The sequence below is a fragment of the Methylobacterium sp. WL64 genome (assembly GCF_008039945.1).
Classification (GTDB): Bacteria; Pseudomonadota; Alphaproteobacteria; order Rhizobiales; family Beijerinckiaceae; genus Methylobacterium.
On sequence record NZ_VRVA01000068.1, the window covers coordinates 1 to 20,342 of the forward strand.

The 20,342-nt window shown below is 65.5% G+C and carries 18 protein-coding genes; 10 read left to right on the forward strand and 8 right to left on the reverse strand.

All coding sequences use genetic code 11. From position 1 onward, the window contains the following. The first annotated feature begins 544 nt into the window (after positions 1–544). Together FV242_RS22405 and FV242_RS22410 are read left to right on the forward strand one after the other, a co-directional pair. Complete coding sequence (locus FV242_RS22405; RefSeq protein WP_147940465.1) at positions 545–1,213, forward strand: response regulator transcription factor; 669 nt, start codon at positions 545–547, stop codon at positions 1,211–1,213. A 304-nt stretch (positions 1,214–1,517) separates the two neighbouring features. Further along, complete coding sequence (locus FV242_RS22410; RefSeq protein ID WP_246692820.1) at positions 1,518–2,195, forward strand: biliverdin-producing heme oxygenase; 678 nt, start codon at positions 1,518–1,520, stop codon at positions 2,193–2,195. Positions 2,196–2,927: 732 nt separating this feature from the next. Here the strand turns inward: FV242_RS22410 and FV242_RS22415 are convergent. After that, complete coding sequence (locus FV242_RS22415; RefSeq protein ID WP_147940466.1) at positions 2,928–3,830, reverse strand: LysR family transcriptional regulator; 903 nt, start codon at positions 3,828–3,830, stop codon at positions 2,928–2,930. A 94-nt stretch (positions 3,831–3,924) separates the two neighbouring features. Between FV242_RS22415 and FV242_RS22420 the strand changes: the two genes are divergently transcribed. From FV242_RS22420 to FV242_RS22445, 5 genes are all read left to right on the forward strand, one after another. Next, on the forward strand, positions 3,925–4,596 hold the full coding sequence (locus FV242_RS22420) for an RraA family protein (protein ID WP_147940467.1): 672 nt from the start codon (positions 3,925–3,927) through the stop codon (positions 4,594–4,596). A 26-nt stretch (positions 4,597–4,622) separates the two neighbouring features. Beyond that, positions 4,623–5,831, forward strand: coding sequence for an aminotransferase class I/II-fold pyridoxal phosphate-dependent enzyme (locus FV242_RS22425; RefSeq protein WP_147905933.1), 1,209 nt, complete (start codon positions 4,623–4,625; stop codon positions 5,829–5,831). 63 nt (positions 5,832–5,894) lie between these two features. Further along, positions 5,895–6,800: an amino acid ABC transporter substrate-binding protein gene (locus tag FV242_RS22430; protein WP_147905932.1), complete on the forward strand. Its 906-nt coding sequence runs from the start codon at positions 5,895–5,897 to the stop codon at positions 6,798–6,800. A gap of 185 nt (positions 6,801–6,985) precedes the next feature. After that, complete coding sequence (locus FV242_RS22435; protein WP_246692821.1) at positions 6,986–7,924, forward strand: helix-turn-helix domain-containing protein; 939 nt, start codon at positions 6,986–6,988, stop codon at positions 7,922–7,924. A 537-nt stretch (positions 7,925–8,461) separates the two neighbouring features. After that, positions 8,462–8,647, forward strand: a complete 186-nt coding sequence (locus FV242_RS22445) for a hypothetical protein (protein ID WP_246692825.1) — start codon at positions 8,462–8,464, stop codon at positions 8,645–8,647. A gap of 208 nt (positions 8,648–8,855) precedes the next feature. Here FV242_RS22445 and FV242_RS22450 read toward each other — a convergent pair whose 3' ends face one another. The 7 genes from FV242_RS22450 to FV242_RS22480 form a co-directional block, all read right to left on the reverse strand. After that, positions 8,856–10,484 (reverse strand): methyl-accepting chemotaxis protein, encoded by a 1,629-nt coding sequence (locus FV242_RS22450; RefSeq protein WP_147940469.1) that lies wholly within the window; start codon positions 10,482–10,484, stop codon positions 8,856–8,858. 185 nt (positions 10,485–10,669) lie between these two features. Beyond that, on the reverse strand, positions 10,670–12,169 hold the full coding sequence (locus tag FV242_RS22455; RefSeq protein ID WP_147940486.1) for an aspartate ammonia-lyase: 1,500 nt from the start codon (positions 12,167–12,169) through the stop codon (positions 10,670–10,672). Positions 12,170–12,312: 143 nt separating this feature from the next. Beyond that, positions 12,313–13,083, reverse strand: coding sequence for an amino acid ABC transporter ATP-binding protein (locus FV242_RS22460; protein ID WP_147940470.1), 771 nt, complete (start codon positions 13,081–13,083; stop codon positions 12,313–12,315). Positions 13,084–13,094: 11 nt separating this feature from the next. Beyond that, on the reverse strand, positions 13,095–13,874 hold the full coding sequence (locus FV242_RS22465; RefSeq protein ID WP_147905929.1) for an IclR family transcriptional regulator: 780 nt from the start codon (positions 13,872–13,874) through the stop codon (positions 13,095–13,097). Between the two features lie 11 nt (positions 13,875–13,885). Next, positions 13,886–14,581 carry an amino acid ABC transporter permease gene (locus tag FV242_RS22470; protein ID WP_147940471.1) on the reverse strand — a complete coding sequence of 232 codons (696 nt, stop codon included), beginning with the start codon at positions 14,579–14,581 and terminating at the stop codon, positions 13,886–13,888. Beyond that, a complete protein-coding gene (locus tag FV242_RS22475; RefSeq protein WP_147940472.1) occupies positions 14,578–15,345 on the reverse strand; it encodes an amino acid ABC transporter permease in 768 nt (255 codons plus the stop codon). Before FV242_RS22475 ends, FV242_RS22470 begins: the two co-directional genes overlap by 4 nt. Positions 15,346–15,385: 40 nt before the next feature. Further along, entirely contained in the window at positions 15,386–16,282 is an 897-nt protein-coding gene (locus FV242_RS22480) for an amino acid ABC transporter substrate-binding protein (protein WP_147940473.1), read from the reverse strand. 823 nt (positions 16,283–17,105) lie between these two features. Between FV242_RS22480 and FV242_RS22485 the strand changes: the two genes are divergently transcribed. The 3 genes from FV242_RS22485 to FV242_RS22495 all read left to right on the forward strand — a co-directional run bounded on the left by FV242_RS22485 (position 17,106) and on the right by FV242_RS22495 (position 20,339). Then, positions 17,106–18,287, forward strand: coding sequence for an aminotransferase class V-fold PLP-dependent enzyme (locus tag FV242_RS22485; protein WP_147940474.1), 1,182 nt, complete (start codon positions 17,106–17,108; stop codon positions 18,285–18,287). Between the two features lie 84 nt (positions 18,288–18,371). Then, positions 18,372–19,268, forward strand: coding sequence for an amino acid ABC transporter substrate-binding protein (locus FV242_RS22490; RefSeq protein ID WP_147940475.1), 897 nt, complete (start codon positions 18,372–18,374; stop codon positions 19,266–19,268). Positions 19,269–19,334: 66 nt separating this feature from the next. Further along, positions 19,335–20,339, forward strand: coding sequence for a helix-turn-helix domain-containing protein (locus tag FV242_RS22495; protein ID WP_147940476.1), 1,005 nt, complete (start codon positions 19,335–19,337; stop codon positions 20,337–20,339). Positions 20,340–20,342 lie beyond the last annotated feature (3 nt).

A 20,342-nucleotide genomic window follows, 5' to 3' on the forward strand; every position in this document is an offset into this window, starting at 1 on the left:
TATCCGGACGCTGCAGCCGCAGCACCAGTTCGATCAACTCCTCGCGGCTCAGCCGCTCAAGATCGGTACGAACCATCCCACGAGGGAATCAGCGAAACCCAACCCGCGCAAGGGGGTGGGTAATTACCGCGCAAGTGGCTAAGAGTGCTGACCATGGCGGGCAGTAAAACTGTTGCGCGACGTCTTGCTGTAAATCACATGCGATATTGCGTCGATCTTCGGATCTGTGACGATGGATCATGATTTCCGCGCCGTGCGGACGCACGGCGCGACATCTAATTGTCTCGATAGATCGCGCCTTTCAGGGCCCGGCAGGGTCGAGCAGTGCGACGCAACCCTCGCGCCGTTGGGGCGCGGAGACGCGACGGAGCACGGCGCATCAGCCGCGAGCTACGGGCCGGGACGGTCTCCAAAGAATGACATCGGCATTGCGTGACACGAACAGGTTGGTGGCAGTCTATTCGCGGATGGACGAAGGCAAGCCGGATAATCCGGGGCTGGGATCGACGGGAAGACCTTTAGAAGCTCAAGGCGTTTCGGGGAAATGCATATTCTCGTCGTGGAGGATGACGCGCAGGAGCGTCATTGGCTGGGCACCAAGCTGCGGTCCTGCGGGCACATGTGCCGTCTCGTGGCCGAGAAGGGATGCGCCCTGAGAAGCCTCAAGGAGGAGGCGTTCGACGTCGTCGTGCTGGACCGCATGCTGTCGGGCACGAGCACCCTCGACGTATTGGCCGACCTCAAGGCCCGGCCGCATCCGCCGGTCCTGATGCTGTCGGCGCTCGACAGCCCCGAGGCGCGGGTGGATGGCCTCCGGGCCGGGGCCGACAATTATCTCGGCAAGCCCTGCCATTTCCACGAATTGCTCGTCCGATTGGAAAATCTGGCCCGCCGTCCGGGTTACGGCGACCGTGATGATAATCGACTGGTCGTCGATGATTTGGTTATGGACACCGTCTCCCGCGATATCAGGCGCGGGGGCGTCCGCATCGATCTGACGGACAAGGAATTCAAGTTGCTTCATGTGCTGATGCAGAACAAGGGACAGAACGTGACGCGTTCCATGCTGATCGAAAAAATCTGGGGCTTGCAATTCTTTCCCCAAACCAACCTCATCGATGTCCACATCTCAAAGCTGCGGAAAAAGATCGACAAGGATCAGTCTTATCCGCTTCTGCGGACCGTCCGCTCCGTCGGCTACGCGTTGGGCTAGCCCAACGCTGAACCGGCCGCGGGCCAATCGCTCCAGACGCGTCGGTCCGGTGATGGTCGCCTTGAGCGCGGCCGATCGATGACGGGCCAGCCCATTCGCATTCCGCTGATGGCGACCGCGAGCAGGCCCTCGAGGCTCGAACGCGCGCCAGCGCATCGGTGCGAACCATCGACGTTGGAGCGCCGCGCCGGCGGTCCTCACCAGGTCCGCCTCCCCACCCGGCCAGGCGAGACGGAAGAACGCGCCCGGCTCGCCCGCGCGATGAACCGCGCGACGGCTTCATGGGCAGCGACATCCGAATTGCGTGCGGCGCTTTCGCCGAACGGGTGCCGACACCCCCGACACGCGCACGTTGACCCCACCCCACAGGAGAACGAACGTGGAAACGATAGCTATTGCACGCGCGGAGACGCCGTCGCCGGACAGCCGTGTGAAGCGCTTGAGATCCGCCACGGCGGCGGCGCACGATCAACTCGACAAACGCATCATGGCCTGCCAGCCTTTCGCCGATCTCGAGCGGTATGCACTCTTTCTCAAAATCCAATACCGGTTCCACACGGTGGTAGATCGCCTTTATCTCGACGGGGCGTTCGGGCGCATGCTCCCGGATCTGGCCGGCAGGCGTCGGCTGGTCCTGATCGAACAGGATATTCGGGACGTGAACGGCATCATCCCGGAGGAGCCGGTGGAGAGCCCCGCCACAATCGATCCGGAGGGCGACCTCGGCTGGCTCTATGTCGCCGAGGGTTCAAATCTCGGCGCGGCCATCCTGCTCAAGGAAGCCCGGGCGCTCGGCCTGTCGGAGGCCCATGGCGCCCGCCACCTCGCTGGACACCCGGATGGACGGGGCCTGCATTGGCGGCAATTTGCGGGCGCCCTCGACCTGATCGAGCTCTCTGCCAGCGGCGAGCAGCGGGCCATCGACGGCGCATCTGACGCGTTCCGGTTCGTGCATCGGTTGGTCGGAGACGCGTTCGCGTGAGGTATCGGCGGGCGGTTCATCGCTTCCAAGCGTGAGGGCTTCGGAGCGCGGCGAATGCCCAAACCGCCGAGTGCCCACCGTCAGCCCTTCCGAGACACAGCGAGGGTATGCGCGGACGCAGGATGATTGGTCCATCGTAGCTCCCAGGGGTGACGATGAAACAGATATCCGGGCCGGCGCGAAAGCTGGCAGACGCCGTGATTTAACGACATCCGCCGCCCCGCGCAGCGGCAGGTTTCAGCCGAGGAGAGGATCCGCATCGTGCTGGAGGTGCAGCGGGAATACTGGCGTCATGCCATGCCCTCGCCAGACGCTGAGCCAAGATGCGGGTTTCCGAGGCGGGATCCGACCGATACGACCCATCGCCGGCGACGAGGATTCACCGCGTTCTTGTAGCGCGGCAGCTGTGATTCGATGGGGCGAACCGGAGCGGTTGCTGGTCGCGACCAAGTCCGGAGGTCATCGGTCGCCCTCTGGTGCTGATCAAGTCCGGCCCCTGGCACGCCGACCTGACTCAGCTTGCTCACGAACGCCTCGGGCTTGGGTCGTTGGGCCATCGCTACCGCCCTCTGTCGGCTCAAAATCCAGACATCAGGGCGGACCACTCCCAAGGGGACTGATGTCGCCCAGATCGCGACGATCAGGGGCTTTTCGCTCATTCCGTCAGCTCAATGCGTGCAACCCTGCTTCAGCAGGCAGACTTCCGATGATCAGGACGGATTGAGGGGAATATCAGGCCCATTGGATGGGCCTTGTAAAATTGCACGTCGATTGGGCGATCCGCGCAATCGACTCGGTCGTGTTGAAGGATTCGGTTTCACGAAAAGTCACGACATAGGTGATCGGGGGTAGGGGCGGGTTGGTCTCGACCACCCGCAATCTTTCGCGCTCGATCAACCCATCGAAGCACCGCTCGGGCAGGTAGCTGATGCCGACTTCTGCAAGCGTCAGCCCCACGATGGCGACAAAGCTGTTGCTCTGGATCATGTGCGGCAGGGAAACGCCGCAGGCGTGTAGCCATTGATCGAAGACGACGCCTGATCCGGAGCGGTTACCTTGGGTCAGGATGCTGAACTGCGCCAGCTCGGCCAGTTCCACGACGCCCCGATCCCGCAACAGGACAGGACTGCACATCCAGGCGCTCCGGACACTGGCGAGTGCGACGCTTCGGAAGCCCGGCTGGCGGAACACGTCGGGCGTCACGATGAAATCGAGCGCCCCGCTCTTGAGATTGTCGAACAACGTCGTGCTCTGCTCGACTTCCGGTTCGAGCACGATGTTCGGATACGTTGCCCGCAGTTCGGCCACGAGCTGCGGCAGCCACGTGAGCGCGGTCAGCTCGGTGACCCCGAAGCGCAGATGACGGATCAGGGTCGTGCGGCTCGTGGCGACCGCGACGGCGCGATCGCGCAAGGCCAGCATCTCCTCGCCGATCGCCAGGATACTCTTGCCTTTCTCCGTCAGCCGGGCGCCCCGCTGGCTGCGGTCGAAGAGTGGTGTGCCGAGGGATGCTTCCAGTTCGTGAATGCGCTTCGACACCGACGATTGCGTGGTGTTCAGCCGATCCGCGGCCCGCTCGAAACTTCCGAGCAGAGCGATCAAGCGCAAGGCTTCGAACTGTTTGAGGGTGGCCACGCGATCGATCGCTTTTTCGATTGATAGTGGGCGATTATTAATCGCTTTTCGGCGGGTTGGCTACATGGGATGGTTGCGGCACGGAGATCACCAGATGCCCTCTCATCTCAAGCATTCGGACGCGCTACCCGCCGTCCTCGCATCCGCCGATCGTGATGCGCTGCAGGATCTAGCCACGCCCCTGCTCAGCGACAACTTGCACCGCCTAGCAGGTTTGGTCGGCTTGAACCGCTACAACGGTACCGGAAAACTCGTCGGCACCGCGTTCACCGTGCAGTCCCGTCCGGGTGACAATCTGGGTTTCTATCACGCGCTCGCGCTGATGCAGCCGGGGCACGTCCTCGTGGTCGATGGCGGCGGCGACCTCAACAACGCTCTGTGCGGCGACCTGATGCGTGCCTACGCGGTCTCCCGGGGCTGCGCCGGCTTCATCGTCGATGGCGCCATCCGCGACGTGGCAACCTTCGCGGCCGGTGATTTCCCCTGCTATGCGCGCGGCGTCGTCCACCGCGGACCCTACAAGTCCGGACCGGCCCTGCTCAACGTCCCGGTCAGCGTGGGCGGTCAACCGATCGCCCCCGGCGACGTCATCGTCGGCGACGAGGACGGCCTGATTGCCTTCGCCCCGGACCAGCTCCCCGCCGTCATCACGGGCGCGCGGTCGAAGCTTCGCCATGAGCAAACGATCATGGCGGAGATCGCCTCCGGGGCCGCCCGCCAAGCGTGGCTTCACGGCACCCTCGAGAGCTTCGGCATCTCAATCTGAGCGTACCGCGGGGAACGAGTTCCATCATGAGCACCACCCTCATCGCCCGTCGGCCAGCGAGCATCCGGCCCTCGCCGAGCATCGCCGCCAAGGCCCTGGTCACACAGCTTCGTGCCGAGGGACGCCAGATCATCGACCTCACGGTCGGCGAGCCCGATTTCGTCACCCCCGGATCCATCATGGAGGCGGCCCAGGCCGCCATGCGTGCCGGGGAGACGCACTACACCGCCTCAAACGGCACCCTGAGCCTGCGGCAGGCCGTGGCCGACAAGCTTATCCGTGAGAACGGCCTGAGCTACAGCCCGGACGACATCGTGGTCGGTTGCGGTGCCAAGCAGCTTATCCAGACCGCCTTCGCAGCGACGCTGGACCCGGGCGACGAGGTGATCGTGCCGGCTCCGTACTGGGTGTCCTACCCGGATCTGGCGACCCTCCACGACGGCGTACCGGTGGTGGTGTCCTGCCCCGAAGAGGCCGGGTTCAAGCTCAGCCCCGCTCAACTCGAGGCGGCGATCACACCGCGGACCAAGTGGGTGGTGCTCAATTCGCCCAACAACCCGTCCGGAGCGGTCTATACCGCCGCGGAGCTGGTCGCGCTGGGCGCCGTTCTTGCGCGCCATCCGCGCGTGCTCGTGATGACCGACGAGATCTACGAGCATTTCGTCTACGATGGCATGAGCCCGTTGTCGTTCGGACGCGCCGTCCCGGCCCTGCTGGACCGGACGCTGACCATCAACGGGGTTTCCAAGGCCTACGCGATGACCGGCTGGCGGATCGGTTACGCCGCGGGTCCGCGCCTGCTCGTTCGGACGATGACCGGACTCCTGTCGCAGAGCACCACCTGTCCGTCCTCGATCGGCCAGGCGGCGGCAGCTTCGGCGCTGTCGGGGGACCAGGCCTTCGTAGTGGAAGCCCGGACGGCCTACGAGATCCGCCGCGACCGGACCGTCGCGCTGCTCGACGCCATCCCGGGCATCGCGTGCCGGCGCCCGGCCGGGGCCTTCTACGCCTACCCAAACGTGGCCGGCCTGATCGGTCGGCGCACCCCGGACGGGATCTCGATCGGGAGCGATCTCGACGTTTCGCAGTTTCTGCTGAGCGCGGGCAACGTTTCGGTGATGGACGGCACGTCCTACGGGCTCAGTCCCTATCTTCGCGTGTCGTTCGCCGCCTCACTCGACACCATCGAAGCGGGCTGCGCGGCGATCGCCCGTGTGGTCGCAACGCTCGACTGACGGCATCTGGCTCGACACCACCGTTACGCTTCGCATGTATCAATAGATTAGAGGGAGGTTACCGTGCGCCTGCTCAAGACCACGCTTGCACTCAGTCTGCTGGTCGCACCGGCGGCGGCCGACGAACTCAACGGCACCCTGAAGAAGGTCAAGGACAACAACCGGATCGTCCTCGGTGTCCGGGATGCGGCGACGCCGTTCAGCTACATCGACGACAGACAGAACTATGTCGGTTTCGCCGTCGATATCTGCCTGACGATCGCGGACGCGGTGAAGCGTGAACTCAAGCTGCCGCAGCTCAAAGTCGAAATGGCGCCGGTGATCTCGGCGACCCGGATCCCGCTGATGACCAACGGGACGATCGATCTGGAATGCAGCGCGACGACCAACAACGTCGAGCGCCTGAAGCAGGTGGCCTTCACCAACACGCACTTCCTGTCGGCCGCCCGCTTCGCCTCGAAGAAGGCTCAGAAGATCGAGACGATCGCCGACCTGAAGGGCAAGACGGTCTCCGCGGTGGCGGGGTCGACCAACTTGATCATGCTCAACAAGGCCAACACCGAACGCAAGCTCGGCCTCAACATCCAGTCGGCCAAGGACGTCGCCGAAGGGTTCCTGCTCCTGGAGAACGGTCGTGCGGCGGCGTTCGTGCTCGACGACGTCCAGCTCAGCATCGCGATCGCGCAGTCGAAGGATCCGGGGCTCTATCAGATCAGCACCGAGGCGTTTTCCGAACCGGAGCCCTACGGGATCATGCTGCGCAAGGGCGATCCGGCCTTCAAGGCGCTGGTCGATCGGGCCACCGCCGATCTCTACCACAGTCCTGAAATCACGGTCCTCTACGACAAGTGGTTCCTGTCGCCGACGCCTCCGCGTGGGATCACCTACAACGTCCCGATGTCGCCGGAACTGAAGCGCGCCTACGCCGAGCCGACCGACAACCCGGATCCGACATCCTACCTCCAGTAAAGCGGCGCCGCCGGTCATTCATCCTCGACGCGACGTTGGATCGTGTCGCGTCGAGCGCCGTCACGGGTACCTGAGCGACGTAATCGCTTTCTGATCGGTCGCCGCCGCATTCGTTCCGGGGAAGGACGAATGTGCCCGATGTGCATAGGGCAACCGCAATGCAGACCATATTCTCGACAGACGGGATGCGCCCCAAAGACCGGTTTCGCCGTTGGAAAGATGTCTGCGAAGACCGTATCGTTCCGATGGAACAATCGTGCCTCGGTGACGAGTCCTTCGAGGCGCAGATCGACGGGACAAGTGTCGGCGGGTTGGATTTCAGCAAGTTCTCGTTGCGAAACCTCAAGGCATCGACGACGCCGCGAACGCTCCGGCACGAAAATCATCGGACCGATCATCTGTTCGTCAGCATGGTCCTGTCCGGAACTGTGCGCTCGGATCAGAATGATCGATCGAGCACCGACAGGGCTGGCGACTTCGCGGTCCGTGACACGAATACGCCTTGGACGATCGAGCATAGCGGGCACAGCGAAGTGCTGGCCATCGCGATCCCACGGCAGCGATTGGAGGCCGCACTCGGCCCAGCCCGGATTTTCGCCGGCCTGACTGTCGACGGCCGCCAGCCGGTCACGATCCTGGTCCGCTCGTTCCTTTCAAACTTGCTGCGCGAGAGCGATCGGCTGTCGGCTCACAAGGCTGAGCGGATGGTCGGAGTTGGGATCGATCTCATCGTCGCCTGCCTCGCCGACCGCCTCGCGCAGGAAATGCCGCGACCGATGTACGGCACCGTCGTGGTCCAGCGCGCTCGGGCGTTCATCGAGGCCAATCTCAGCGATCCGAGCCTCGATCCGCCCCTGATCGCAGCGGCGATCGGCGTGTCGTTGCGCCGGTTGCAGGAACTGTTCCACGAGCGCGGCCAACACATCTCGGATTGTATCTGGCAGCGCCGCATCGAAACGGCCGCCAAACGCCTAGCCGATCCGGGCTGCGCGCATCTGTCCATTGGCGCCCTGGCCTATAGTTGCGGCTTCGCGAACCAATCGCACTTCTCGCGGCGGTTCAAGGAGTACCACAGCATGGCTCCCAGCGAGTATCGCCAGGCAGCTTTCATGAGCACGCCGTAAATTGCCATCGACCCCTGAAGTTGTCGGCGACCGTTCTCGATCTGTTTGAGCAGAAGCCCGGCGGTGTGCCGAATGCGGCCCGGTTCTCGATCGGTCGACGCCCGCCCTTTGGATGGGGCCGAGGCCGTGGCAGGAGCGGAGCGATCTCATCCCGGTTATCACCGGGGAGAAGCCGTCTGGCCCTGCCAAACCACCGCTGAAATGCCCGCTCCGTGCCGTTCCGTCAGGCGCTCGCGGCGTGTCGGATCGATCAAGCCCGTATCGGTCCAGTGCGGCTCACCAAGGCGCGCCCGTTGGGGCCCCCGAATCGGGCCTCATCGTTCTTCGATTTCTACGCGCACGACTTCGAACTGATCGGCGGCACAGCCGGTTCGGACACGTTCAGCACGAACGTGCTGGCCTACACGGCCAACCTCGGCAACGGCGTCACCATGAGCGCCTCCATGGAGGATCCGACAAGTCCTGATTTTCGTTGCCTTGCCCGGCTTCGTCACGCCAGCCCGGTCCGAGAGCGAAATGCCTGCCGGTGGCGCTTTCATGAGCAGCTACACGTCGGATCCCGACTTCAATCCGCGTTCACAATATTTCCGGCGTCACGCGCTCGGCGATATCGGCGAACAGCCGATGCTGGCAGAACAGTCGGGCGCTCAGCCACCGTGCGCGCTTTTCGATAAGCCCTGTGCCGACAGGTTCGAGCGGACACGGCGCCATGCTGATCCGTAGGGCAGCACGGTTGCCGTCTGAACTCCGACCACCCGCTCTCCGCGGCCCGACACCGGGTTTCTCGAGACCCTGTCGGCATATCCGGTTCCAGTGATGGCCTACCTCACAGGCCAGCCCGGCTCCGGAGCTATATCAACGGCGGTGGGGCCGGCCTCGTTTTTTCCGGTTCACGAAGCGGGCCGGCATGAAAATCGATGCCGATCGACATTCAAGCTGCCGCGACGTCTTGGAGGAAGCGTTCCACCCCCGCCTCGAGGGCGCGGGACTGGTGCTCCAGCGCGTCCCGGGATGCCAGGAGATCGCCGGCCGAGCGGCCCGTCGCCTCCGCGGCCCGCGCCACGTCGGTGATGTTGTGGGTGACGCCCTCGGCGCCCTCGGCAACCTGCCCGACGTTGGGGACGATCTCCTGATTCGCCGCGCCCTGCTCCTCGACCGCCGCCGCGATGGAGGCGATCACGGCGTCGATGTCCCGCAGCCGGGCCGACACGTCGGCGATGGCGATCGAAGCCGAGCCGGTCGAGGCTTGAATGCGGGCGGTCTGATCCGCGATCCTCCGGGTCGCCTCGGCGGTTTGTCCCGCGAGGTCCTTGACCTCGCCCGCGACCACGGCGAACCCGCGGCCTGCCTCGCCGGCGCGGGCGGCCTCAATGGTCGCGTTGAGCGCCAGCAGATTGGTCTGGTGGGCAATCGCCGAGATCAGCGTGACGGCGGTGCCGATGTCGTCCGACGCCGCAGAAAGCTCCGCCATCAGGGTCACGGCCCCCTCGACGTTCGACACGGCGCCCTGCGCGAGGTCGGACGACCGCAGGGCCTGACGCCCGATCTCCCCGATGGAGGCGCCCATCTGCTCGGTCGCGGCGACCACCGCCACGACGTTGGCGGATGTCTGGCCGGCTGCCTCGGAGACCGCCCTGGAGCGTCGTCCGGCATCGGCCGCCGTGTCGGACAGCGTCCGCGCCGTCCCGTCCAGCGCAGAGAGAGCGCCGTCGACTCGGGCCAGCAGGTCGCCGACCTCCGCGCGGAACGTCTCGATCCGGGCCTGCTGCTGGCGCGATCGCTCCAGGCGCGCCTCCGCCTCGAAGGCTTGGGCCTGCCGCAGCCCGCTCCCGTCGAGCAGCGCATGCCGGAAGGTCTCGATCGCCCTGGCGATCGCACCGATCTCATCGCGCCGCGTATGGTGCGGCACGGCGGCCTGCAGGTCTCCCGCTTCCAGGCGCCCGATGGCGGCCGTCAGTCCGGCGAGTGGGCCGCGGATCGTGCCCAGCAGCCAGAGCGAGGTGAGGAACACCACACCGCCAGAGGTGGCCAGCCCGATCCACGCGGTCCAATCCATCGACGTCGCCGCGTCGGCCTTTCTCGCTTGAGCGTCGCGGATGACATCCATCACGCGGGCCGACAGCTTTTCCGAGGCGGCCGAGAGCCGCGCATAGGCCACCTGGGTCGGCTCCTGCCGGGTCATCACCATTAGGTCGACCTCGGCCGCGCTCCGCCAATCCTTCAGCGCCGCCTGCAGCTCGGCCTGGAAGCCCGGCGCGATCAGGTCGCCGCTCCGCTCGCCGAGGGTGTGCAGCGCGGCATCGACCCGAACCGCGCCCGTGCCGGTGTAGCGGTCCTTCAGCTTGGCGTCGGCCGAAACCGAGTACGCGTCGAGGGTCGCGGCCTGATCGGTCACGGCCGAGCCGAAATCCTGGGCGGCGCCGAGCAGCGCGAGCGCGCGGGTGACTTCCCCATCGTCGCTCCGGAAGCGCGACAGGGCCGCGAGGTTCAGGGCCGTGACGGCGACCACGACGGCCAGCACCAGGAGGCCATTGATCGAAAGGCGGGCGAGAAGTTTCATGGCTGCGGCTCGGGATCGTCGTTCACACGCAGATCATAGTGATGAAACGATAATAAATACCTCTCCACCACTTCAGCGAATGCCCGACTTGTTGTTTCAAATTTCGAGACACGATCGATCATTGCTGCACGTCCGCGTCGAAGCATGGGGTGCATAGCAGGATCTGTTGTCTCGCAATCCGGACATCAGGACGTCACGCTGCCCTTCTTCTGCCGCCGGGTCGGATGGGTCATGGCTTCGAGTTCGAGGAGCTGGTCGAGCTGCGCCCGCGTCAGCAGGCCTTCCTCCAGTACGAGGTCGGCCACCGGGCGGTTTTCCTTGAGCGCGCGCTGCGCCACCCGAGAGCTCGCCTCGTAGCCGAGGGTCGGCACGAGCGCCGTCACGAGGCCGATGGAGCCCTGGACGAGGGTGCGGCAGCGCTCCCGGTCCGCCTCGATGCCGTCGATGCAGCGCTTGGTCAGCGTGTCGATGGCGGCCGTCAGCATCCGCAGGGAGGACAGGACACAGTAGCCGATGGTCGGCTCGAAGGCGTTGAGCTGGAGCTGGCCGCCCTCGGCGCACAGCGTCACGGTCAGGTCCTGGCCGATCACCATGTAGGCGACTTGGTTGACTACCTCCGGAATCACCGGGTTGACCTTGCCGGGCATGATCGAGGAGCCCGCCTGCACCGCCGGCAGCCGGATTTCGCCGAAGCCGGTGCGGGGCCCCGACGAGAGCAGGCGGAGATCGTTGCAGATCTTGGAGAGCTTCACCGCTACGCGCTTGAGCACGCCAGAGAACAGCACGAAGGCGCCGAGGTCCGAGGTCGCCTCGATGAGGTTCGAGGCCAGCACCATCGGTTGCCCGGAGACGCGCGACAGCTCCTCCACGGCGAGCGCCGCGTAGCGCGGATCGGCGTTGATTCCGGTCCCGATCGCGGTCGCGCCGAGGTTGACCTCGCGGAACAGGGCCACCGCCTCGCCGAGGCGGGCCACGTCTTCCTTGATGGTTGCGTGGAAGCCGTCGAACTCCTGGCCGAGCGTCATCGGCACGGCATCCATGAGCTGCGTCCGGCCCATCTTGAGCACGTCGGCGAACTCCACCGCCTTGCCTTTGAAGGCGTAGGCGAGGTCGTCGAGCGCCCGGATCAGCGGCTGCGTCGCGAGGATCACCGCGAGCCGCAGCGCCGTCGGGTAGGCGTCGTTGGTCGACTGCGCCATGTTGACGTCGTCGTTGGGGTGCAGGACCTCGTAGGATCCCGGCTTCCGCCCCATCAGGCCCAGCGCGACGTTCGCGATGACCTCGTTGGCGTTCATGTTGGTCGAGGTGCCGGCACCGCCTTGGATGGCGTCGACAACGAACGATTCGGCATAGCCAGGCTCGGTCGCCACGAGGGTGCAGGCGCGATCGATGGCGTCGGCCTTGGCGGGATCGAGATAGCCGAGGCGCCTGTTGGCCCGGGCGGCGGCCTGCTTGACCAGGGCGAGGCTGCGGACGAATTCGGGGAAATGGCCGACCGGGACGCCGGTGATCGGGAAGTTCGTCACCGCCCGCTTGGTGTGGATGCCCCAGAGGGCGTCGGCCGGCACCTCGTCGTCGCCGAGAAGGTCGTGCTCCCGGCGGGTTCGCACGCCGTCCATCGGGACCGTGCGAACCGTGGCGAGCGCCAGGTCTTCGGCCGTCGTCGAATCCTCCACGGGGGTCATTGGCGGGAGGTTGGCCTGCGCTGTCTCGGTGCTCACGCTGTCCATCCGTTCGCTGGTGCCGATGGGGGCTCGCCGCCCGCGGCGGTGCTTGGCTCGATCCGTCGGGGACGCGGCGTGCGTCTTCACGGGTGGTCCCGCCCGGGTCAGTGAATGATCTGCGCAAGGAACTCGCGGGCGCGCTCGGTCTTGGGCGACTGGAAGAACGCTTCGGGGGAGGCCACCTCGACGATCTGCCCCCGGTCCATGAACACGACCCGGTCGGCGACCTTTCGGGCGAAGCCCATCTCGTGCGTGACGCAGATCATGGTCATGCCCTCGAGCGCCAGCGCCACCATGGTGTCGAGCACCTCGTTGACCATCTCCGGATCGAGCGCGGAGGTGGGCTCGTCGAACAGCATCACCTTCGGCTTCATGCACAGCGCCCGCGCGATCGCGACGCGCTGTTGCTGGCCGCCCGAGAGCATCCCGGGGTACTTCTTCGCCTGATCGGCGATGCGCACCTTCTGGAGGAAGTGCATCGCCAGCTCCTGCGCCTCCCGCGCGCCCATGCCGAGGGACTTGATCGGGGCCAGCGTGCAATTGTCGAGCACGCTGAGATGCGGGAACAGGTTGAAGCTCTGAAACACCATGCCGACGTCGCGGCGGACGTGGTCGATGTTGCGGGTCTCGGCGGTCAGCTCGGTCCCGTTGACGATGATCCGGCCGCCATCATGCTTCTCGATGCGGTTGATGCACCGGATGAGGGTCGACTTGCCCGAACCGGACGGACCGCAGACGACGATCTTCTCCCCGGGGGCGACGTTGAGCCGGACGTCGGTGAGCGCCTGATACGACCCGTACCATTTGTTCACGTCGATCATCGTCACCGCCTCGGCGCCGGCGGACGTCCCCGCGGTCGATTGGGTCGCGGCCATGGTCGGTCTCCTCACAGGGATCGGGCGATGCGCGCGGCCGCGCTCTTCATCGCGGGAATGAAGGTCTTCAGCTTGTCCAGCGGCACGCGGCTCTTCGGGGCCGAGACGGTCAGGGCCGCAAGGACGCGGTCCTCCGTGTTGCGGACGGGCACCGCCGCCCCGACCACGCCGACGATGAACTCGGAATCGTTGAGGGCGTAGCCCTGCTCACGGATGACCTTCAGCTCCTCGCGCAACCTGCGCGGGTCGGTGAGGGTCTGAGGCGTGACCGGCTGCCAGGGGCCGGAAGCCAGGAAGGTCTCCAGCCGTTCGTCGGACAGGTTGGCGAGGAAGATCCGGCCGCTCGACGTACAGTGGATCGGCGTCTTCTGCCCGGCCTGGAATTGCAGCGTCAGCGGCGAGCCGCCGAACGCGCTGGCGATATATTCGACGTCGCCGCCCGACAGCATCGCCAGGCTGCACGTCTCGCCGATGCGCGCGGCGAGTTCGGTGAGCGTGGTGTTGAGGGCCGAGTAGACGACCGTCGACGCCATGATGTCGGAGGCGAGCGAGACCAGCTTCGGGGCCGGGCCGTAGCCCGTGCGCCCCGGCAGCTTCTGGAGGTAGCCGACGGCCTCCAGCATCGCGACCATCCGGTGGGCCGTCGGCCGCGGGATGCCGAGCGTCTCCACGACCTGCGCCACCGAGATCGTCCCGGTCACGGCGACCAGCTCGACGATCGCGAGCATCCGTCCGATGGGGGCGGGAACGTCGGGAGAGACGGTCACGCCGGGGCGTCGCACCGGGGGCATGGGCGGTCTCCCTATCGCGTCCGCAGGGTGCGCATCTGGCGCTCCCTGAGTATGGCCACGGCCTGCGAGGCGGTGGAGCAGATCGCGAGGTAGACGAGGGCGACGACGAGATACATCTCGACGAGCCTTCCGTTCAGCTGGGCGATCTTGACCGCGGCTCCCGTGAGATCGACCACCGACAGGACGTAGACCAGGGAGGTATCCTGGAAGAGGATGATGGTCTGCGTGAGCAGGATCGGGCTCACCACGCGGATCACCTGTGGGATGATCACGTAGCGGTAGGTCTTGAAGGTCGAGAGCGAGAGGGCCGCCGCCGCCTCGAACTGGCCCTTGCTGAGCGACCGCAGGCCCGTGCGGATGATTTCGGCGTAGTAGGCCGCCTCGAACAGGCTGAAGGTGACGAAGGCCGTCGGGCCCGCGCCGACCGGGATCGGCCGCCCGTCCACCGAGAACGGCGTCAGCAGGATCGGCACCAGGAAGAAGAACCAGAACAGGACGAGGATGAGCGGGATCGAGCGGATCAGCGTGATGTAGCCGACCACGAGCTGCGCCAGCACCGGCACCTTCAGGTGCCGCACGAGCGCCAGTACGATGCCGAGCCCCAGGCCGGTGAGGAAGGCGAAGACCGTGAGCTGGAGCGAGAAGGCGAGCCCGTGCAGCAGGTAGGGCAGCGACTGCCCGACGATGGAGAAGTCGAGACTGTTCACGGCTTCGGCTCCTGGGCCAGAGCGAGCTTGCGCGGCCGCTTCCGGCCGGTCGCCGGTTCCTGGCCGGGGATGCGGACCGCGTGTTCGACGGCGGTCATGATCAGGAACGTGACCAGGGCGAGGGCGAGGTAGATCAGGGTCGCGCTGGCGAAGGCCCCGAAGGTCTGGAACGTCGCCTCGCTGATCTGCCGTGCCTGAGCCGTGAGTTCGATCAGGCCGATGGTCAGCGCCACCGAGGTGTTCTTGTAGATGCCCATGACCTCCGAGGTCAGGCTCGGCACGATCAGCCGGAGCGCCTGCGGGATCAGCACGTAGCGGTAGGTCTTCCACGTCGAGAGCGAGAGCGCGTTGGCGGCCTCGCGCTGTCCCTTGGGCAGCGCCTCGATCCCGGCCCGGACCTGCTCCGAGACGCGGGCCGAGGTGTAGAGGCTGAGGCAGATCAGGGCCGGCCAGAAGGCTCCCCAGGGCGGCGGCATCTGCTTGATGGCATCGCCGAGGCCGAAGGGTAGGAATTCCGGCACCACGAAGTACCAGAGGAACATCTGGATCAGCACCGGGATGTTGCGGAAGAACTCCGTGTAGAACCGGCACGGAATCGCGATGGCCCGGCTCGGCGAGGTGCGGCCCGCGCCGACCGCGACCCCGATCACGAAGGCGATGCACCACCCGAAGAAGGCGAGCGCTACGGTCCATTGGAGGCCCGAGATCAGCCAGTCGATGTAACGCTGGCCGTCGGGGGCCTCCTCGAAGAGCACGGAGAACATCGGCGTCGCCTTCGTGACGGTGCGCGGCGGGCGAGGACGATCAGAAGTCGAGGGCGTCGCTCGGATGGGCGACACGCTCCTTCAAGGCGTCGCTCATCGGGAAGCTGAGGTTCTCGCCGTTCGGGGGGATCGGGCTCTCGAACCATTTCGCGTAGAGCTTGGTGAAGGCACCAGAGGCCATCAGGCCCTTGAGCACGCCGTCCGCGAGGACCTTGAACTCCGGATCGTCCTTCGGAAGCATCAGGCCGTAGGGGACCTTCTCGTAGGTCTCGGGCAGGAACGCGAAGGCCGCCGGGTCCGGGGCGCGGGCCCGCAGGCTGGCGAGCAGGATGTCGTCCTCCATGAATGCTGCCGCGCGTCCGCTCTGGAGCATCAGCATCGATTCCGCGTGGTCCTTGGCCTGGACGATCGCGAAGGTCGCGCCCTTGGCCTTGATCCCCTGCGCGAAGCCGACGGCGTTCGAGCCCTGCGTGACTACGACGGTCTTGCCGTCGAGCGCCTTCACGTCCTGGATGCCGGACGACGCCTTCGTCATCCAGCGCGCCGAACTGACGAAGGTTGCGACCGTGAACGCGACCTGCTTGAGCCGTGCCGCGCTGCTGGAAGTGCCGCCGCATTCGATGTCGACGGTGCCGTTCTGGATGAGCGGGATGCGGTTGGAGGAATTCACCGACTGCAGGGTGACGGCGAGCTTATCGAGCTTGATGTCCTCCTTGATCTTGTCGACGACTTGCGAACACAGGTCGAGCGAGAACCCGATCGGCTTCTGATCCGCGCCCAGATACGAGAACGGGATCGAAGACTCGCGATAGCCCAGCGTCACCGTTCCGGTCCGCTTGATCTTGGCAAGGGTCGGGCTTTCCGCAGATGCGGACGTCGTGAGAAGACCAAGTGCCATCGCGAGCGACAGCGTGACGAGATGGATACGGGCGTACATTCGCATCTCCGAAGTTATACAGTAATCGTCGAGATGCCAACTCGTCGTTAATTTTTGGACTAGTGTTCGATCCCATGCCGAAAATAACACCAGGGGCCCGCGGCCGAAACACGCCACGATGTACTGCGGAGGAACGAGGCCGGGCTTCGGAACAGTTATGACGAACGAGCTATTGTGCCGTCAATCCGGTCTCAAAAAATGATATTTTTTGTCTCACGCCCAGTGATCCCGTCGGACAGCCTTTCGCACCACAGCTTGATCAAGCTATTGAATGGTAACGGAAAAGTCTGTCCGGATTTTGAGACGACCTGCTCGTGGCACCGGGTTCCCGATCGAGCCATCTGCTTAGCCGGTAGACAGCGCGGGGTGAATTAATTCGCAGGTGCACAACCGGCAACCACTTGTCTGCGGCACCGCGAAAACTTCGGGCCGGTCCCGTTACAGGAACCGCTTGCACGATCACATGTCTCGAATTCCGATCAGAGTCTCATAAATCGATACATCGACAAAGATAGTCGAAAGAAAGACTTTTCAGATCCCGGGAGGTGAGATTAGGGATTGCGGACATGGAGGCTGATCTCGTTGCGGGATCTGGCCAGTTGTCATCCCACGTCATTCTTTGACCGCGGACGCTGTCATCGACCGCTTGGGCGCGCATCCGTCGATTCGACCCGGGGACCGAAGCGAGAACGATCAGCCGTTCGCGCGCCTGGATCATCCCAGTTCTAACCTCGGGCCCGCGCCGATGAAAGCCCGCGGGTTGGACCAGGCCGCCTCCGACGCCGCCAGCCGACCTTCATCGACCTCATGCAGGAGTGTAGATATGTCCCAGCATTACGACGTCGCCGCAGTGCGGAAGGCGTTTCCGGCCGCCGAGTCGATCGTCTACCTCGACGCGGGCTTCCAGACGCCGCTCGCGCGCCCTGTGAAGGAAGCCTACGAGCGCTTCCTGCGCGAGGGCTATGAGACCGCTGGTCCCAAGCAGGTCTGGCTCAACCGGCTGGAGGAGACGCGCACCAAGCTCGCGCACTTCATTGGGGCGCGGCCCGAGGAGGTCGCCTTCACCAAGAACACGTCCGAGAGCATGAACATCGCCGCCAACGCGCTGCCGCTGCGCCCGGGCGACAAGGTCTTGATGATCGATGGCGACCACCCCAACAACGCCTACGCGTTCCTCAACCTGAAGAAGAAGGGCGTCGAGGTCGCGTTCATCCCGATGACCGAGGTCGTCGATGCCGAGAGCTTCCGGCCGCACATCGACGACAAGACCCGCGTCATCTCGATGTCGCAGGTGACCTTCCACGCCGGCCATCGCTTCGACGTCGAGAGCGTCGGCCGGCTGTGCAAGGAGAAGGGGCTCTACTTCGTGGTCGACGTGATGCAGGGCATCGGCGTCGTCCCGCTCGACGTGAAGGCGCTCCACGCCACCTTCGTCGGCTCGGGCACGCACAAGGGTCTGCTCACGCCCCAGGGGCTCGGCCTGCTGTGGTGGGACACGCGCCTGACCGAGCTGGAGCCGGCCTACATGGCGGCGATCAGCCTGGCCGCGCCGCCTTCGGACTTCATCGCCCGCCCGGACAACATGGCGCTGGCTCCCTCGGCCGGCCGGTTCGAGCTCGGCAACTTCAATCTGCCGGCGATCCAGGGGCTCGGGGCGGCCCTCGACCTCATCGGCTCCATCGGCGTCGAGAAGATCCAGGCTCACTGCTACGAGCTGGGCGACTACCTGATCGAGCAGCTCGACCAGCTCGGCGTCGACTTGGTCGGTCCGCGCGAGCGGCGGCACCGGGCCCCGCACATCTACGTCATCGCCCTGCCTGCGGGCGAGTGGCTGGACTACCTCACCCTGAGCGGCATCCGCGTCTCGCCCGAGCGCGACGGCATCCGCGTCTCCCTCGGCATGTTCAACACCGCTGAGGATATCGACCGGCTGATCGAGGCCATCCGCGCCCGCAACGCGCCGTCGATGCAGGCCCGTACGGCCGTGCTGTCCACGCTCGGATAGGCCCCCGAACCCCTCCCCGTATCGCTGACGGCGCCCGCGCCGCTAGGCCTCGCAAGACCCGCAACCGTCGAGAGGAGAAAACCGATGTCCCTGCACGGAGCGTTCGTTCGACTATCAGGCGCGCTCGCGCTCGGTCTTGCCGCGACGGCCGCGTCGGCCGAGAGCCCGACGCTGGACAAGATCAAGCGCACGGGGACCATAACGCTCGGCTATCGCGAGGCCTCGATCCCGTTCTCGTACCTCGACGTCGATCAGAAGCCGGTCGGCTTCTCGATGGATCTGTGCGCGCAGGTCGTGGACGAGATCAAGACCGATCTCAAGCTCGACAACCTCGCGGTCAAGCTCCAGCCGGTGGATTCCGCCAACCGCATCCCGCTCATGCAGAACGGGACCATCGACATCGAATGCGGCGGCACGTCCAGCAGCGCCGCCCGGCTCAAGCAGGTCGCCTTCACGGTCGCGACCTTCGTGTCCTCGGCCCGGTGGCTGACCAAGGTCTCGTCGGGCATCCACGACGTGAAGGGCCTCGACGGCAAGACCGTGGTGGTCACGCAGGGGTCGAACGCGGTGGGCTTCGCGTTCGGCATCAAGGCCAAGGGCGGCACCTTCACCGTCATCCAGGCCAAGGATCACGGCGAGTCGATGCTGGTGCTCCAAAGCGGGCGGGCCGCCGCCTTCATGGAGGACGACATCCTGCTCGCCAGCCTGAAGTCCCGCGCGCCCGATCCGGCCGCCCTCACCTTCCTCCCGGAGACCTACGACCTGGTGGCCTACGGCCTGATGCTGCGCAGGGAGGATCCTGAGTTCAAGGCGCTCGCGGACGGCGTCCTGAAGGGCATGATGGCTTCGGGAGCCTTCGCCACGCTCTACGCCAAGTGGTTCGAGAGCCCGATCCCACCCCGCGGCGAGAACCTGACCTTCCCGATGTCGGACGCCCTGAAGGAGCGCGTCGCGCACCCCAGCGACGCGATCGAGTTCTGACCGCGCGCCGAGCGCGCTCGTTCCGATGCGGCACGACGACTCCCGATCCGCATAGAGTTCAGCGCGATGCAGACCATCTTCTCGACAGACGGGCTGCCGCCGAAAGATCGGTTTCGCCATTGGCGGGATGTCTGCGAAGACCGTATCGTCCCGATGGAACAATCATGCCTCGGTGACGAGACGTTCGACGCGACGATCGACGGGGCAAGTTTCGGCGGCTTGGACTTCAGCATGTTTTCGTTGCGCAATCTCAGAGCATCGACGACACCGCGAACGCTCCGGCACGAGAATCATCGGACCGATCATCTCTTCGTCAGCATGGTCCTGTCCGGTACCGTGCGCTCGGATCAGAACGATCGCTCGAGCACGGACAGGGCCGGCGACTTCGCGGTCCGTGATACGAACACGCCCTGGACGATCGAGCATAGCGGCCACAGCGAAGTGTTGGCCATCGCGATCCCCCGGCAGAGATTGGAGAGCGTGCTCGGCCCAGCCCGGATCTTCGCCGGCCTGACCGTCGACGGCGACCGGCCGGTCACGACCCTGGCCCGCTCGTTCCTGACCAACCTGCTGCATCAGGGCGATCGGCTGCCGGCTCACAGCGCCGAGCGCATGGTCGGGGTCGGGATCGATCTCATCGTCGCCTGCCTCGCCGAGCGCCTCGCACAGGAGGTGCCGCGACCGCTGCACGGGACGCTCGTGATCCAGCGCGCCAAGGCGTTCATCGAGGCCAACCTCGGCGACCCGACCCTCGATCCGCCCATGCTTGCGGCAGCCGTCGGCGTCTCGCTGCGGCGGCTGCAGGAGCTGTTCCACGAGCGCGGCCAGCACATCTCGGATTGGATCTGGCAAAAACGCCTGGAGGCGGCCGCCACCCGCCTAGCCGATCCGGGTTGCACGCACCTGTCCATCGGCGCCCTGGCCTATGGCTGCGGCTTCGCCAACCAAGCCCACGTCGCCCGCCGCTTCAAGGCACGCTACGGGATGGCTCCCAGCGAGCATCGTCACGCGGCACTGATGAACGCACGACCGGGTCCGACGGCGCCTGCAGCTGCGTCCCCCCGATCGTAGCTC